The sequence below is a fragment of the Saccharothrix xinjiangensis genome (assembly GCF_039527585.1).
Lineage (GTDB): Bacteria > Actinomycetota > Actinomycetes > Mycobacteriales > Pseudonocardiaceae > Actinosynnema > Actinosynnema xinjiangensis.
This window is the reverse complement of the sequence record NZ_BAAAKE010000015.1, coordinates 82,960-98,262: the sequence shown is the minus strand read 5'-3', so window position 1 is coordinate 98,262 and position 15,303 is coordinate 82,960. Positions and strand designations below refer to the sequence as shown.

The following is a 15,303-nucleotide window of genomic DNA, read 5'->3' as shown; positions in this document are numbered from 1 at the left end:
CATGAGCGCCAGCGCCCCACAGGCGACCGGCGGTCGGGAGATCAAGGGGCTGGCCGCGCTCCAGCGCTTCGGCCGCAGCCTCATGCTGCCGATCGCCGCGCTGCCCGCCGCCGCCCTGCTGCTGAGGCTCGGGCAGGACGACCTGCTCGGCAAGGAAGGCCTGGGCTGGAACGCCGTCGCGAGCGTCATCGGCGGCGCGGGCAACGCGCTGTTCGCCAACCTGCCGCTGCTGTTCGCGGTCGGCGTGGCGATCGGCTTCGCCCGGCGCGGCGACGGGTCGACGGCGCTGGCCTCCGTGGTCGGCTTCGTGGTGACCACGGCCGTGTTCGACGCCATGTCGCCGCTGGTGCTCGAAGGGCAGACGAAGCCGAACGGCGATCCCGAGGTGATCAACTACTCGGTGCTGACCGGTCTCGTGGTCGGCCTGATCACCGCGGTGCTGTGGCAGCGCTACCACCGCATCAAGCTGCCCACCTACCTGGCGTTCTTCGGCGGTCGGCGGTTCGTGCCGATCCTGGTCGCCGCGGTGATGATCCCGATCGCCGTGGTCATGGGCCTGATCTACCCCTGGTTCGACGCCGGCCTGACCAACGTCAGCGAGGCGGTCACCGGCAGCACCATCATCGGCGCGGGCATCTACGGCACGGTCAACCGCCTGCTGGTCCCGATGGGCCTGCACCACATCCCCAACACGTTCCTCTGGCAGGTGTTCGGCGACTACGAGGGCAAGACCGGCGACATCCCGCGCTTCTTCGCGGGCGACCCGACCGCGGGCACGTTCCAGACCGGCTTCTTCCCGATCTTCATGTTCGCCCTCCCGGCGGCGGCGCTGGCCATCGTGCACACCGCGCGCCCGGCGCAGCGCAAGATCATCGGCGGCATCATGGGCTCGGCCGCGCTGACCGCGTTCATCACCGGCGTCACCGAGCCGCTGGAGTTCGCGTTCATGTTCGTGGCGTGGCCGCTGTACGTGATCCACGCCGTGCTCACCGGCACCTCGATGGCCATCAGCAACGCGCTGGGCATCCGCGACGGGTTCGGCTTCTCCGCGGGCGCGATCGACTACGCGCTGAACTTCAACATCGCCGAGAAGCCGCTGCTGATCATCGTGCTCGGCCTGGTCTACGCGGTGATCTACTACTTCCTGTTCCGCTTCGTGATCACCAAGTGGAACCTGAAGACCCCCGGCCGCGACGAGGACGAGGACCCGGAGGCCGACGCGAGCGCGGTCGAGCCCGAGGGTGAGAAGGGTGCCCGGCGGCGCGCCGCGCGGCGGGCCGAGGAGGAGAGGACCGAAAGTGCCTGAGCGACGGGTCACCGTGGCGAGCAAGGTCGGACTGCACGCGCGCCCGGCCGCGGTGCTGGCCAAGGCGGCTGCGGGGCAGCCGGTCAAGATCACCATCCGCAAGGACGACGGCCAACCGGTCGAGGCGGCGAGCGTGCTGGGCCTGATGACGCTCGGCGCGATGCACGGCGACGAGGTCGTGCTGGCCGCGGATGGCGAGGGCGCGGACGCCGCGCTGGAGGCGATCGCGGACATCATCGCCACCGACCTCGACGAGGCCTGATCCCGCGGGGTTCGACGCACCGGGGGCCCGCTCATCGCGAGCGGGCCCCCGGTGCTGTGATGACCGGATGAGCGATGAACCGGGCTCGGCGGTCGTGGTGGTCACCGGCATCATGGCGGCCGGCAAGTCGACGGTGGCCCAGCGCCTGGCCGAACGGCTGCCGCGCGCCGCGCACGTCCGCGGCGACGCGTTCCGCCGGATGATCGTCTCCGGGCGGGCGGACATGACCCCCGACGCCGCCGACGAGGCCGAGGCCCAGCTGCGGCTGCGGTACCGGCTGGCCACCACCGTCGCCGACGAGTACGCCCGCGCGGGCTGGACGGCAGTGGTGCAGGACGTGGTCCTCGGGGAGCACCTGCGCGGGTTCGTGGACGCCGTGCGCACCCGCCCCCGCTACGTCGTCGTCCTGGCGCCGTCGCCGGAGGCCGTGGCGCTGCGCGAGGCCGGGCGACCCAAGACGGGGTACGGCGCGTGGACCGTCGCCGACCTGGACCGAGGCCTGCGCGAGGGCACCCCGCGCCTGGGCCTGTGGCTGGACACCTCGGACCAGGCGCCGGACGAGACCGTGGACGCGATCCTGGCGAACCTGGACGCCGCCCGGGTCGACTGAACCCGACCGGCCTCAGATCGGCAGGAGCAGGAGGTCGTCCGTCGCGCTGCGCAACGCCCGGCGCATCTCCTCGCGCGGCGCGGGCAGCCCGGTGAACTGCTCGGCCTGCCCGAACGCCTGGTGGAGCAGCATGTCCAGCCCTGTCGCCAGGGAACGCCCCCTCGCCCGCACGGCGAGCGCCAGCGGCGTCGGCCACGGGTGGTAGATCACGTCGAGCACGCACGGCGCACCCGCCAGCGCGTCGGCGATCGGCTCGGTCGCCGCCGGCGGCACGGTGCTGACCAGCACGTCGCAGGACGCGGCCAGGTCGGCGAAGTCGGCCGTGCCCCACACCACCGGCTCCAGCGCCAGGCCCAGGCGGGCCGCGCACCCCTCCGCCTCGGCGGCCCGCGACACCGAGCGCGCCACCAGCGCCACCGAGCGGACGCCGACCGAGGCCAGCGCCACCAGCGCCGCCGTGGCGGTGCCGCCCGCGCCCAGCAGCACCGCGCGCGTGCCGGAGGTGAAGCCGCACGCCGCGCTCAGCGCGCCCAGCACCCCGTCCACGTCCGTGCAGTCCGCCCGCCAGCCGCCGTCCACCGGCACCAGCGTGTTGGCCGCGCCGACCAGCGCGGCCCGGGACGTGACCTCGGACGCCACGGCCAGGGCGGCGCGCTTGTTCGGCATGGTCACCGACAGGCCGGCCCACGACTCGTCCAGCCCGGCGACCAGGTCGGGCACGGCGGGCGCGTCGCACTCGATCCGCGCGTAGGTCCAGTCGGTCAGCCCCAGCGCCCGGAACGCGGCGTCGTGCAGCACGGGCGACAGCGAGTGGGCCACCGGCGAGCCGATGACCGCGGCACGGCGCGCCACGTCAGAAGACACCCCTCTGCTGGGCGTCGTCCACGTCCACGAGGTGGTCGTCGAAGGTCTCGTTGAAGCACGACTTGCCGTTCGTCTCGCACTTCACGAAGTACCGCCACGGCCCGTCCTCGGGGGCGATCGCCGCCTTCACGGCCTTCTCGCCGGGCGAGCCGATCGGCGTCGGCGGCAGGCCCTTCGTGTCCGCGTTGTAGGTGTTGTACGGCCCGGAGCGGGCGCGGTCCTCGGGGCTGGTGGTGATGTGCGGCCGGTCCAGCTTGTAGTTGACCGTGGAGTCGAGTTCGAGGAGCTGGCCCGCGGCGAGCCGGTTGTAGATGACCCGGGAGACCTTGCCGAAGTCCTCGGTCACGCCTTCCTTCTCCACCAGCGAGGCCACCACCAGCACCTCGTACGGCCGGAACCCGGTCTTGTCGGAGCCGCCGGGGATGCCGTAGCCCTGGAGGCGGTTCAACGACGTGGTGATCACGCTCTTGAGCAGCCCGACCGCGTCCGCGCCGGGGTCGAGGTGGTACAGGCCCGGCAGGATGAGCCCTTCGAGCCGGTTCTCCTTCGGCGCGCTGGTCACGGCCGTGAGCGCCCAGTCCGGCACGCCCAGCGCGACCGGGTCGGCGTTCTCCGCCGCCTCGCGCAGCTGGTCGACCGTCACGCACTTCCTGGCGCCGTCCAGCTCCACGCACGAGGCGTCGGACAGCAGCGACATGATGCCCTTGGTGGTGGAGCCGTCCAGCGCGGTGAGGTCGTGCAGCACGTAGCCGCCCCGGACCTCCAGCGGCGTGATCTTCGCCGCCTTCTCCAGGATCCGCGTGACCGCGGCCTCACCGGACATCTTGGTCTTCATCAGGTAGAAGCCCGGCTGGATCCCCGTGACCCGCGCGTCGTCGGCGCCCGCCTCGGTGAACGCGCGCTGGCTCGCCACGACGTCCTGCTCCTTGAGCGTGGCGGCGATGGAGGAGACCAGGTCGCCGTCCTTGACCTCGACCACCACGTCGGCCTCGCCCGCGCCGGCGTAGTCGTCGTAGGAGCCGATGCCGCTCAACGACCGGTACCCGTAGTACGCGCCCGCGCCGCCGCCGGCGAGCACCAGCGCCACCACGACCCACAGGATCGTGCGCTTGCGCCGGCGCTTGGCCCGCCGCGCCGCCGCCGCGGCGGCGGCGTTCCTGCGCCGGGGCCGCTCGTCCTGCTGCGCGTCGGGATCGGTGAACAACCCGAGGTCGTCGGTCACGAGCCGTCCTTCGGTCCGGGGGCACGCTCCTCGGCGGAACGGGCCACGTGTCGAGCCCGCGCGTCCAGCCAGGACTGGAGGATCTCCACAGCGGCAGCCTGGTCGACGACGGCGCGTTGCTTCTTGCCTCGCACACCGCGTTCGGCGAGCACCCGGCTCGCCGTGACGGTGGTCAACCGCTCATCGGTGAGCCGGACCGGCACCGGGGCGACGCGCGCGGCCAACGCCGCAGCGTACGCGGTCGCCTTCTCCGCCGCCGGCCCGTGCTTGCCCGCCAGCGTGCGCGGCAGGCCGACCACCACCTCCACCACGTCGTGCTCGACGACGAGTCCGGCCAGGTCAGCGAGGTCCCGGCCGGTCTTCTCGTCACGCGACAGGGTGACCAGCGGCGTGGCCAGGAACGCACCGGGATCGCTCAGCGCCACCCCCACGCGCACCGCGCCGACGTCGACGCCCAGCCTCCGACCGAGGCCGGGGTCGTCGACGCCGGGGCGGTCAGCGCTGCTCAAGGGCGCGATCCACCTCGGCCCGCAGCGCGGTGAGGGCCTCGGGGACGCCGGCGGGGTTCGTGCCGCCGCCCTGGGCGAGGTCGGGCTTGCCGCCACCGCGACCGCCGACGGCCGGGGCGAACGCGGGCACCAGCTTGCCCGCGGCCAGGCCGAGGTCGCGGGCGGCCGACGTGGTGGCCACCACGAAGCTGACCTTGTCGCCGTCCGGGGCGAACAGGCCGACGACGCCCGGCCTGGCGCCCAGCCGGTTGCGCACCTCGCCGGCCAGCGACCGCACGTCGCCGCCCGCCGTGCCCTCGGGCAGGGCCAGCGCGACCACGGACACCCCGCGCACGTCCAGGGCCTGCTCGGCGAGCGACCCGGCGGAGGACAGCAGCTGGGCGGCCCGAACCCGCTCCAGCTCCTTCTCGGCCGCGCGCAGCCGCTCCACCAGGGCCTCGACCCGGGCGGGCACCTCGGCGTCGGGCACCTTCAGCAGGGCGGCGACGTTCTGCACCAGGGCCCGCTCCTTGGCCAGGTACTTGAACGCCTCCATGCCGACGTAGGCCTCCAGGCGGCGCACGCCGGAGCCGACGGACGACTCGCCGATCACCGTGATCGGGCCGATCTGGGACGCGTGCTCGACGTGCGTGCCACCGCACAGCTCGCGCGACCACGGGCCGCCGATCTCGACCACGCGCACGGTCTCGTCGTAGGTCTCGCCGAACAGGGCGACCGCGCCCATCTCCTGGGCGCCGCCCATGTCGGTGAAGACCACGCGCACCGGCAGGTCCTTGCGGACGGCCAGGTTGGAGACCTCTTCGATCTCGCTGCGGGTCTCCTCGGACAGGCCGCCGGTCCAGGCGAAGTCGAGGCGCAGGTAGCCGGGCTTGTTGTAGGAGCCGCTCTGGAGGGCCGACGGGCCGAGCACCTGGCGCAGGGCGGCGTGCACGACGTGCGTGCCGGAGTGGCCCTGACGCGCGCCGACGCGCCACTCCGGGTCGACGCGGGCCTCGACGTGCTCGCCCTCGGCGACCTCGCCGCTGACCACGCGCACCTGGTGCACCCAGAGCTTGCGGGCGACCTTCTGGACGTCGACGACCTCCAGCTCGGCGTTGGCCGTGACGATGGTGCCGGCGTCGCTCTCCTGGCCGCCGGACTCGGCGTAGAGCGGGGTGCGGTCGAGCACGACCTCGACGAGGTCTCCCTCGCGGGCCGACCTCACCCGCTTGCCGCCGCTGATGATGCCGCGCAGCGTGGCCTCGCTGGCCAGCTCGGTGTAGCCGGTGAACTCGGTGGCGCCCAGCTCCAGCAGCTCGCGGTACGCGGTCTGGTCGCCGTGGCCGGTCTTCTTGCCGGCGGCGTCGGCCTTGGCGCGGGCGCGCTGCTCGGCCATCAGCTTGCGGAAGCCGTCCTCGTCGACGGACAGGCCGGCCTCGGCGGCCATCTCCAGGGTGAGGTCGATCGGGAAGCCGTAGGTGTCGTGCAGCTGGAACGCCTTGTCACCCGGCAGGGTGGCACGGCCCTCGGCCTTCACGACGCCCGCGGCGCTCTCGAAGATCCGCGAGCCGGCGTCGAGGGTGCGGAGGAAGGCCTCCTCCTCGGCCTTGAGCACCTGCTCGATGCGGGCGAAGCCGCTGACCAGCTCGGGGTAGGTGGGGCCCATGGTGTCGCGCACCAGTTCGGCGAACCGCACCAGCACCGGCTCCCGGACGCCGAGCAGGCGGGAGGAGCGCACGATGCGGCGCAGCAGGCGGCGCAGCACGTAGCCGCGGGCCTCGTTGCCGGGGGTGACGCCGTCGCCGACCAGCAGGACGCCGGAGCGGGCGTGGTCGGCGATGACGCGGAACCGCACGTCGTCGGTCTCGTCGTCGCCGTACTCGCGACCGGACAGCTCCTCGGCCTTGGCGATCACGGCGCGCACGAGGTCGGTCTCGTAGACGTTGTCCACGCCCTGGAGCAGCATGGCCACCCGCTCGACGCCCATGCCGGTGTCGATGTTCTTGGCGGGCAGCTCGCCGAGGATCGGGTAGTCCTTCTTCGCGCCGCCCTCGCCGCGCTCGTTCTGCATGAAGACGAGGTTCCAGATCTCCAGGTACCGGTCCTCGTCGACGACCGGGCCGCCCTCGGCGCCGTGCTGCGGGCCGCGGTCGTAGTAGATCTCCGAGCAGGGCCCGCACGGGCCGGGCACGCCCATGGACCAGAAGTTGTCCTCGACGCCGCGGCGCTGGATGCGCTCGGGCGGCAGGCCGGCGACCTTCTGCCACAGGTCGGCGGCCTCGTCGTCGTCCTGGTAGACGGTCACCCAGATGCGCTCGGGGTCGAAGCCGTAGCCGCCGTCGCCCGGCGTCCGGGTGACCAGCTCCCAGGCGAGCCGGATGGCGTCTTCCTTGAAGTAGTCGCCGAAGCTGAAGTTGCCGGCCATCTGGAAGAACGTCAGGTGGCGGGTGGTCTTGCCGACCTCGTCGATGTCGGGGGTGCGCACGCACTTCTGCACGCTGGTGGCGCGCTGGTACGGCGGCGGGGCCTCGCCGAGGAAGTAGGGCTTGAACGGCACCATGCCGGCGTTGACGAACAGCAGGTTGGGGTCGTCGAGCAGCAGGGAGGCGCTGGGGACGACGGTGTGGCCGGCGCTCTCGAAGTGCTCGCGGAAGCGCTTGATGATCTCGTGGGTCTGCACGGTCTTTCCTTCGCGAAGGGTGGGGTCGGGGCGCGGTGGGGCGGACGACCGGCCTCTAGTCGTCCGCCCTGCGCGCTCGCCGACCCGGCGTGAAGCCCGTCTGCCGCTCCACGGTGTCCTGCAACTCCTGCTCGCGCTCCGACATGCCGGCGCGCACGTCCGCGCCGAAGGTGCCCAGGGCGCCCGCCAGCTCGCGCAGGCCCTGGCCGACGTTCTCGCCGATGCCCGCGGGCGTGGCGGCGTGCGCGGCCTGTCCCGCCTTGCGGGTGGCGAAGACGCCCGCGGCGATGCCGAGCCCGAACCAGAACAACCGCCTCATCGCCTGCCCCTGCGTCGTACGTGCTTCTTGGGCGCCTCGTCGGCCGCGCGGCGCGCCCGGATGGCCTTGCTGAGCCCGTAGGACAGCGCGGCGGCCTTGACCAGCGGACCGCCGAGCGTGGCGGTGAACAGCGAGGTCAGGGCCGAGACGTTGCCGGTGACCGCTCGGGCGTTGGCGGTGATCCCGTCCACCCGCTCCAGCTGCGTGTTCACGTGCGAGATCGTCGTGTTCGCGCCGGTGAAGAGCGGGTCGCTGTTCTCGTGCGCCTTGCGGATGGCGATCGTCGCCTCGTCCAGCGTGCGGCCCAGCTTGATCAACGGGATCGCCAGCAGCAGCACGAGCAGCACGAACGCGCCGGCGGCGACCAGCGCGGCGATCTGCCCTGGCGACACGGATCCTCCTGGTGGTTTGCCGGTCTGAAGTGGCGGCCAAGGTTACCGCGCCCGGTCCGGCGGGTCCGCACGAGATCCGCGCGCGTGCCGTGCCACGTGGTGGGACGGTCGGTCCAAGACCCCCCATTTGGCCTCGCCTCGGCGGGCGGGCGGGGCGGCTAGCGTGGATTCAGGAGTGATCGTCACAAAGAGCTTGACAACGGCCACGCGGGGTAGATGAGGTAAGGCTTGCCTTAGCCGATCTTCGGAGGTGTCGTGTTCGCCCCCAGCCCCTCCGGACGACCGATACCCGCGGGCGGACCCCATGACGTGCTGGCCGCGGCCGAGCGCGCGCTCGGCGACGTGCCGGAGCACGGCATCGGCGCGGAGGCCGCGCTGGCGCGGGTGACCGGGGTGATGGCCGCGTACGGGGTGGACCTGACCAGCCCGCTGGCAGCCGCCCACCTGCAACCGCCGCCGCTGGCCGTGGCCGTGGCGGCGGACGCGCTGGCCGGCGCGTCCAACGCCTCCCTGGACACCTACGACTCCGGGCCCGCCGCCATCGCGGTGGAGCGCTGGGTGGTGGCCGCGCTGGCCCGGCTGGCCGGGTTGGGCGCGGACGCCGACGGCGTGTTCACCCCCGGCGGGACCCTGTCCAACCTCACCGCGCTGCTGCTCGCCAGGGACGCGGCGGCGGCCAGGCTCGGCGTGGACGCGCGGTCCGAGGGCGTGGCCGCGCTGCCCGACCCGGTGGTGTTCTGCTCGGAGGTCGCGCACTTCTCGGTGCAGCGGGCCTGCGCGGCGCTCGGCCTCGGCGAGCACGCGGTGCGCCCGGTGTCCGTGGACGCCGACCGGCGGATGCGGCCCGACGCGCTGGCCGCCATGCTGCGCGCCATCACGGGCGCGGGCGGCACGCCGGTGGCCGTGGTGGCGACCGCGGGCACCACGGACTTCGGCTCCGTGGACCCCCTGCCGGAGCTGGCGGCCCTCGCCCGCGCGCACGGCACGTGGCTGCACGTCGACGCCGCCTACGGGTTCGGCGCGGTGTTCTCCGCGAAGCTGCGCGGGCTGGTCGACGGGCTGGCGCTGGCCGACTCGGTGACCGCGGACCTGCACAAGATCGGCTGGCAGCCCGCCGCGGCGAGCGTGCTGCTGGTGCGCTCCGGGTCGCTGTTCGCGCCGCTGGAGCGGTCGGTGGCCTACCTCAACCCCGAGGACGACCGGGCCGAGGGCTACGACGGCACGCTCGGCCGCACGTTGCAGACCACGCGCCGGCCGGACGCGGTGAAGGTGGCCGCGACGCTGCTCGCGCTGGGTCGCGCGGGCCTGGGCTCGCTGGTGGACCGCTGCCACGAGCTGGCCCGCCACGCCGCCCGGCTGATCGCCGCCGACCCGGCGTTCGAGCTGGTCGGCGCGGTGGTGCTGACGACCGTGGTGTTCCGCTACCGGACCGCGGACGAGGCGCGGTCGGACGAGGTCAACGCGCGGCTGCGCCGCCGGTTGCTGCGCGCGGGCGAGGCGCTGATCGGCCGCACCGAGGTGGACAAGGCGACCTGCCTGAAGTTCACCCTGCTCAACCCCGACGCCCGGGAAGCGGACCTGGTGGCGCTGCTCGCCCTGGTCCGCGAAGCCGGATCGGCGGCCGAACGAGTGGTGGAGGGAGCAGCATGAGAGCCGACCCGCTGGACGGGGACCCGCTGGGGGGCGAACCCCGGCGTGCCGCCGAGCACGCCCACCTGGAGGCGCTGCTGCGCTGCTGGGTGCGGGAGCTGGGCGTGCCGGTCGGCGACCGGGTGCGCGTCGACGTGCTGGGGCTGCCGCTGGAGGCGGAGGTCCGCTACAACTCGCCGACCGGGCGGCACCGGTTCGGCCCGGTGACCCTGGCCGGGAAACCCGCGGACCCGGTGGTGGCGGTCGCCCTGGTCGGCGCGCAGCTGGGCGGCGACACCGCCGACCTGGTGGAGCGCACCGCCGAGTCGGTGCGGCGGGTGACCGGGTTCGTCGAGCACCGCAGGCGGCTGCCGGTGGGGCCCGCGGACCGGTTCCTGGACGCCGAGCAGCGCCTCATGCTGGGGCACCTGCACCACCCGGCGCCCAAGAGCCGCGACGGGCTGTCCGACGCCGACAACGCCCGCTACTCCCCCGAGCTGCGCGGCTCGTTCCCGCTGTTCTGGTTCTCCGCCGCCGAGCAGGTCGTCTCGCACGGCTCGGTGTCGGGCCCGGACGCGGTGGCGCTGATGTCCGACCTGGCCGGGCGCAGCCCCGAACCGGGGCGGGTGCTGGTGCCCGCGCACCCGTGGCAGGCCCACGACCTGCTGCGCCGGCCGCGGATCGCCTCGCTGGTCTCGCGCGGGCTGCTGGAGCCGCTGGGCGAGTTCGGGCCCGAGTGGTCGCCGACGTCGAGCCTGCGGACGGTGTACCGGACCGGCGCGCCGGTGATGCTGAAGCTGTCGCTGGGCCTGCGGATCACCAACTCGCGGCGCGAGTCGACGTCCACCGAGCTGCGGCGCGGGTCGGAGGTCCACCTGCTGCTGGAGTCCGGGTACGCGACGGGCACGGAGAAGGCGCACCCCGAGTTCTCGGTCGTGCGCGACCCGGCGTGGATCGCGGTGGACGAGGGCGGCGACGTGACCGGCCTGGACGTGGCCGTGCGCGAGTCGCCCGCGGACCTCGGCGACTCGCGGTGCCTGGCCGGGCTGGTCGCGCCGCGCCCCGGCATCGGGCGGTCGCTGCTGGGCGAGCTGGTGCTGCGGCTCAACGCCGCCGAGTGGGTCGCCGCCTACACCGACCACGTGCTGGTGCCGATGCTGCGGCTGTACGCCGAGACCGGCATCGGGTTGGAGGCGCACCAGCAGAACACGCTGGTGCGGCTCGACCCGGCCGGGCGCGTGGTCGGCGGCCGGTACCGCGACAACCAGGGCTACTACCTGGCCGCGTCCCACCTGCCGCGCGTGCTGGAGCGGCTGGGCGCGAAGACGTCGACGCTGGCCGTGGTCGACGACGCCGTGGTGGACGACCGGCTGACCTACTACCTGCTGCGCAACCAGGCGCTGGCCGTGATCGGGTGCCTCGGCGCGGAGGGACTGGCCGACGAGCGGGACCTGCTCGGCGTGATGGCGTCCCGGCTGAGGTCCGCGCTGCCCGCGCTGGCCGAGGCCGGTCCGGACGGCGACCGGTTGGCGCGGCGCTGGCTGGAGGCCGACTCGCTGCCGTGCAAGGGGAACCTGCTGACCAGGCTGGAGGGCATCGACGAGGTGCTGGCCCCGTTGGACGCGCAGTCGGTGTACTTCGACGCGCCCAACCCGCTGCGGGAGGTCGGGTGCGCCCGGTGACCCACCTCGACGCCTACCGGCCGACCGACGACCTGTCGGGCGTGCCCGGACCGCCGCTGCCGGCGCTGACCGGCCGGTGGCGGGCGCGGGCCGCCGACCCCGACCGCGACCTGTCCCTGCTGCACCGCTGGATGCAGGCGCCGCACGTGGCCGCGTTCTGGCACCAGGCGTGGCCGCGCGAGCGGTGGGCCGAGGAGCTGCGGCGCCAGCTGGGCGGCGTGCACTCGCTGCCCGTGCTGGTGGACCTGGACGGCGACCCGGTGATGTACCTGGAGGTGTACCGGGCGGCGCGGGACGCGGTGGCCGGCGTCTACCCGGCCCGGCCGCACGACCTCGGCCTGCACGTCGCCGTCGGCGAGCTGTCGATGACCGACCGGGGCCTGGTGCGGTCGCTGCTGCCGGAGCTGACCGAGGCGCTGTTCGAGGCCGACCCGCGGTGCACGCGGGTGCTGCTGGAACCGGACGTGCGCAACCGGCGGGCGATCAGCTCGTTCACCGCGGGCGGGTTCGCTCCGGTCGGCGAGGTGCTGCTGCCGGACAAGGTGGCGCTGCTGATGGTGCGGTCGCGGTGACCGTGCACGACGTCGTGGCCGTCGGGTGCGGTCCGTTCAACCTCGGGCTGGCCGCGCTGGCGTCGACAGCGGCCGACCTGGACGTGGTCGTGCTGGAGGCGCGGCCGGAGCTGCGCTGGCACAGCGGGATGATGTTCCCGGACGCGCTGCTCCAGGTGTCGTTCCTGGCGGACCTGGTGACGCTGGTCGACCCCGCGCACCCGCTGTCGTTCCTGTGCTACCTGCGCGACGCCGACCGGCTGTACCCGTTCTACGTGCGGGAGAGGTTCCACCCGACGCGGCGGGAGTACGAGGACTACCTGCGGTGGGCGGCGGCGCGGCTGCCGGTGCGGTTCTCCTGCCCGGTGACCTCGGTCGAGTGGGTCGGCGACCGGTTCGCGGTGTCCGGGGCGGGGTTCTCGGTGGAGGCGCGGCACCTGGTGCTCGGCGTCGGCACGGAGCCGCACGTGCCGCCGGCGCTGGCCGGCCTCGGCGACCGGCTGGCGCACAGCTCGGACTACCTGCACCGGGACGTGTCGGCCGGGCGGGTGACCGTGGTGGGTTCCGGGCAGTCCGGGGCCGAGGTGGCGCTCGACCTGCTGCGGCGCAACCTGTCCGACGGCCGGCCCGCCGTGTCGTGGCTGACGCGCGCGTCCGCGTTCGCGCCGCTGGACTACACCAAGCTGGTGCTGGAGATGACCACGCCGGAGTACGTGCGGCACTTCCACTCGCTGCCGCAGGGCAAGCGGGACGAGCTGCGGGCCGAGCACTGGCGGCACTACCGGGCGATCTCCGCGGAGACCCTGGAGGAGCTGCACGACCTGCTGTACCGGCGGGAGTGGGAGCGGGACCTGGCGCCGGTCGAGCTGCGGCCGGGGGTGGCGGTGGTGTCGTCCTCGGTGGTGGGCGGCGAGGTGGTGCTGGAGTGCGTGCACCGGGACACCGGGCGGGCGTTCCGGCACGTCACCGACGTGGTGGTGGCGGCGACCGGGTACCGGCAGGCGTCGACGCCGTTCCTGGCGCCCCTGGAGCGGCACGTGCGGCGCGACCCCGAGGGCCGGTACGTGGTGGCGCTGGACCACTCCATCGAGCTCGACCCCGAGGTCGGCGGGCGGGTGTTCGTGGCCAACGCGGACCTGCACAGCCACGGCGTGGCGGCGCCCGACCTGGGGATCGGGGCGGTGCGCAACGCGACGATCCTGAACGCGGTGGCCGGCCGCGAGGTGTACCCGCTGCCCCGGCACACCGCTTACACGAGCTTCACCGCACCGGGGGGGACCGTTGACTGACCTGTGGCGCGAGTGCTCGGCGGCGTTGCTGGCGAAGGCGATCGGCGAGCTGTGCTTCGAGGGGCTGCTGACGCCTTCCGGCGGTCCCGCCGGGTACGAGCTGCGGTTCGACGACGCGGTGTACGCGTTCGAGGCGCGGCGCACGGCGTTCGGCGGGTGGGCGGTCACCCCCGGGTCGGTGCGGCGCGGCGCGGCGGGCATCCTCGGCGACGACGTGGTCGAGCCGTGCGACGACGTGCAGCGGTTCGTGGTGGACGCCTTCCGGTCCCTCGGGGTGGACCCGGCCACGACCGCCGGGTTCCTGGCCGAGGTGACCTCGACGCTGGCGGCGGACGCGCACCTGGCCGCGACGTCCCGGCCGGTCGCGGAGCTGGCGGGGCTGCCGCAGGCCGAGCTGGACGGGCACCTGACCGGGCACCCGTGGCTGATCGCGAACAAGGGGCGGGTCGGCTTCTCGGCCGACGACGTGGCCCGGCACGCGCCGGAGTCGCGGACCCCGGTGCGGCTGCCGTGGCTGGCCGTGCACCGGGGGCTGGCGGAGTTCCGGGGCACGCCGGAGCTGTCGGAGCTGGCGGTGCGGGGTCACGAGCTGGACGCGGCGACGGTCGAGCGGTTCACCGACGTGCTGCGGGAGGCCGGCGTCGAGCCGTCGGCGTACGTGTGGCTGCCCGTGCACCCGTGGCAGCTCGACCACGTGGTGCGGGTGCTGTGGGCGCCGGAGCTGGCGCTGGGGCGGATCGTGGAGCTGGGCGAGGCGCCGGACTGGTACCTGCCGACGCAGTCGGTGCGGAGCATGTCCAACGTGGACGCGCCGGGGCGGTACCAGGTCAAGCTGCCGCTGAAGGTGCTGAACACGTCCGTGTACCGGGGGATCCCGCCGCACTGCACGGTGAACGCGCCGGTGGTGACGCAGTGGCTGCGGGGGCTGTGGGGGGCCGACGAGCACATCGCGTCGTGGGGGACGCAGCTGCTCGGCGAGGTCGCCTCGGTGACCGTCCGGCACCCGCAGCTGTCGCGGGCGGGCGAGGTGCCCTACCAGTGGTTGGAGACGCTGGGGTGCATCTGGCGCGAGCCGGTGGCGCTGGGAGAGGGTGAGCGGGCGTGGTCGCTGGCGGCGCTGCTGCACGTGGACCGCGAGGGTCGGCCGCTGGTGCTGGAGTACGTGGGTGACGCGGATCCGGCGGTGTGGTTCGCGGCGCTGCTGCGGGCGCTGCTGCGGCCGTTGATCCACTTCTTGTACACGTACGGGGTCACTTTCAACCCGCACGGGGAGAACGTGGTGGTGGTCGTCGACCCGTCGGGGTCGCCGGTGCGGGTGGCGCTGCTGGACCTGGTGGACGACGTGAACGTGTCGGTGGACCGGGTGCCGGCGCGGGGGTTGGAGCCGGACTCGGACGCCCCCGTGCTGCCGCGCAAGCCCTGGGCGGTGCTGCGGCAGTACGTCGTGGACGCGTTGCTGGTGGGGGTGTTCCGGCCGTTGTCGTCGCTGTACCCGTTGCCGGAGGAGCGGTTCTGGGGGATGGTGCGCGGGGAGGTCGAGGCTTACCGGTCGCGGTTCCCCGGGGTGGCCGGGCGGATGGAGGAGGGGTCGCTGACCTGCGCCGAGTTCCTGCGGTACCCGTTGAACAGCTACCGGGTGACGCTGGGGTACCGGGACCTGGCCGCCCGGCCGCCGGTGCCCGGGGCGGGGACGGTGCCGAACCCGTTGCACGGGGTGGAGCCGGTGCTGCCGGTGGACGGGTGGTGAGGTCTTCAGGAGGGCGGGCGCACGACCTTGCCGTCGGGGAACAGGCGGCAGTGGGGCCGCTCCGACTCCGCCCTGGTCGCGCCGGGACGATCCGGCGCTCCCGGGAAGGAGCACTCGCAGGTCCGCCACGTCGCCCACCTCGGCGATGGCGGATCCGAACACCCAACAGGGCCAAGAGCGGGGGCAGGATCCCGGACATTCGCCACCTCGGAACGGGATGCGGAGGTGGCAGCCTGGGCGGAGGGTCCGGACGAGGTCGGCC

At 73.9% G+C, this 15,303-nt stretch carries 14 protein-coding genes; 8 read left to right on the top strand and 6 right to left on the bottom strand.

Annotated features, from left to right (window positions below; genetic code table 11):
- Position 1 precedes the first annotated feature (1 nt).
- From ABD223_RS26575 to ABD223_RS26565, 3 genes are all read left to right on the top strand, one after another.
- Positions 2 to 1,306 (top strand): PTS transporter subunit EIIC, encoded by a 1,305-nt coding sequence (locus ABD223_RS26575; protein ID WP_344039247.1) that lies wholly within the window; start codon positions 2 to 4, stop codon positions 1,304 to 1,306.
- Positions 1,299 to 1,568, top strand: a complete 270-nt coding sequence (locus tag ABD223_RS26570) for an HPr family phosphocarrier protein (RefSeq protein WP_344039246.1) — start codon at positions 1,299 to 1,301, stop codon at positions 1,566 to 1,568. Before ABD223_RS26575 ends, ABD223_RS26570 begins: the two co-directional genes overlap by 8 nt.
- A gap of 67 nt (positions 1,569 to 1,635) precedes the next feature.
- Positions 1,636 to 2,178: an AAA family ATPase gene (locus tag ABD223_RS26565; RefSeq protein ID WP_344039245.1), complete on the top strand. Its 543-nt coding sequence runs from the start codon at positions 1,636 to 1,638 to the stop codon at positions 2,176 to 2,178.
- Between the two features lie 12 nt (positions 2,179 to 2,190).
- Here the strand turns inward: ABD223_RS26565 and ABD223_RS26560 are convergent, their stop codons facing one another.
- Genes ABD223_RS26560 through ABD223_RS26535 form a run of 6 tightly spaced genes read right to left on the bottom strand, consistent with a single transcriptional unit; the run spans position 2,191 to position 8,143 of the window.
- Positions 2,191 to 3,030, bottom strand: a complete 840-nt coding sequence (locus ABD223_RS26560; protein WP_344039244.1) for a shikimate dehydrogenase — start codon at positions 3,028 to 3,030, stop codon at positions 2,191 to 2,193.
- A gap of 1 nt (position 3,031) precedes the next feature.
- Complete coding sequence (mltG, locus tag ABD223_RS26555) at positions 3,032 to 4,264, bottom strand: endolytic transglycosylase MltG (protein WP_344039243.1); 1,233 nt, start codon at positions 4,262 to 4,264, stop codon at positions 3,032 to 3,034.
- Positions 4,261 to 4,773 carry a Holliday junction resolvase RuvX gene (ruvX, locus tag ABD223_RS26550; protein WP_344039242.1) on the bottom strand — a complete coding sequence of 171 codons (513 nt, stop codon included), beginning with the start codon at positions 4,771 to 4,773 and terminating at the stop codon, positions 4,261 to 4,263. Before ruvX ends, mltG begins: the two co-directional genes overlap by 4 nt.
- On the bottom strand, positions 4,760 to 7,432 hold the full coding sequence (alaS, locus tag ABD223_RS26545; RefSeq protein WP_344039241.1) for an alanine--tRNA ligase: 2,673 nt from the start codon (positions 7,430 to 7,432) through the stop codon (positions 4,760 to 4,762). The genes ruvX and alaS overlap by 14 nt, the downstream gene beginning before the upstream one ends.
- A gap of 55 nt (positions 7,433 to 7,487) precedes the next feature.
- Entirely contained in the window at positions 7,488 to 7,751 is a 264-nt protein-coding gene (locus ABD223_RS26540) for a hypothetical protein (protein WP_344039240.1), read from the bottom strand.
- On the bottom strand, positions 7,748 to 8,143 hold the full coding sequence (locus ABD223_RS26535; protein ID WP_344039239.1) for a DUF948 domain-containing protein: 396 nt from the start codon (positions 8,141 to 8,143) through the stop codon (positions 7,748 to 7,750). Before ABD223_RS26535 ends, ABD223_RS26540 begins: the two co-directional genes overlap by 4 nt.
- 255 nt (positions 8,144 to 8,398) lie before the next feature.
- Between ABD223_RS26535 and ABD223_RS26530 the strand changes: the two genes are divergently transcribed.
- From ABD223_RS26530 to ABD223_RS26510, 5 genes are read left to right on the top strand one after another with little or no spacing between them, the layout of a single operon-like run.
- Positions 8,399 to 9,793 (top strand): pyridoxal phosphate-dependent decarboxylase family protein, encoded by a 1,395-nt coding sequence (locus ABD223_RS26530; RefSeq protein WP_344039238.1) that lies wholly within the window; start codon positions 8,399 to 8,401, stop codon positions 9,791 to 9,793.
- Positions 9,790 to 11,454, top strand: coding sequence for an IucA/IucC family protein (locus ABD223_RS26525; protein ID WP_344039237.1), 1,665 nt, complete (start codon positions 9,790 to 9,792; stop codon positions 11,452 to 11,454). Before ABD223_RS26530 ends, ABD223_RS26525 begins: the two co-directional genes overlap by 4 nt.
- Positions 11,451 to 12,026 (top strand): GNAT family N-acetyltransferase, encoded by a 576-nt coding sequence (locus ABD223_RS26520; protein ID WP_344039236.1) that lies wholly within the window; start codon positions 11,451 to 11,453, stop codon positions 12,024 to 12,026. The genes ABD223_RS26525 and ABD223_RS26520 overlap by 4 nt, the downstream gene beginning before the upstream one ends.
- On the top strand, positions 12,023 to 13,294 hold the full coding sequence (locus tag ABD223_RS26515) for a lysine N(6)-hydroxylase/L-ornithine N(5)-oxygenase family protein (protein ID WP_344039235.1): 1,272 nt from the start codon (positions 12,023 to 12,025) through the stop codon (positions 13,292 to 13,294). Before ABD223_RS26520 ends, ABD223_RS26515 begins: the two co-directional genes overlap by 4 nt.
- Complete coding sequence (locus ABD223_RS26510) at positions 13,287 to 15,041, top strand: IucA/IucC family protein (protein WP_344039234.1); 1,755 nt, start codon at positions 13,287 to 13,289, stop codon at positions 15,039 to 15,041. The genes ABD223_RS26515 and ABD223_RS26510 overlap by 8 nt, the downstream gene beginning before the upstream one ends.
- Positions 15,042 to 15,303: the final 262 nt, after the last annotated feature.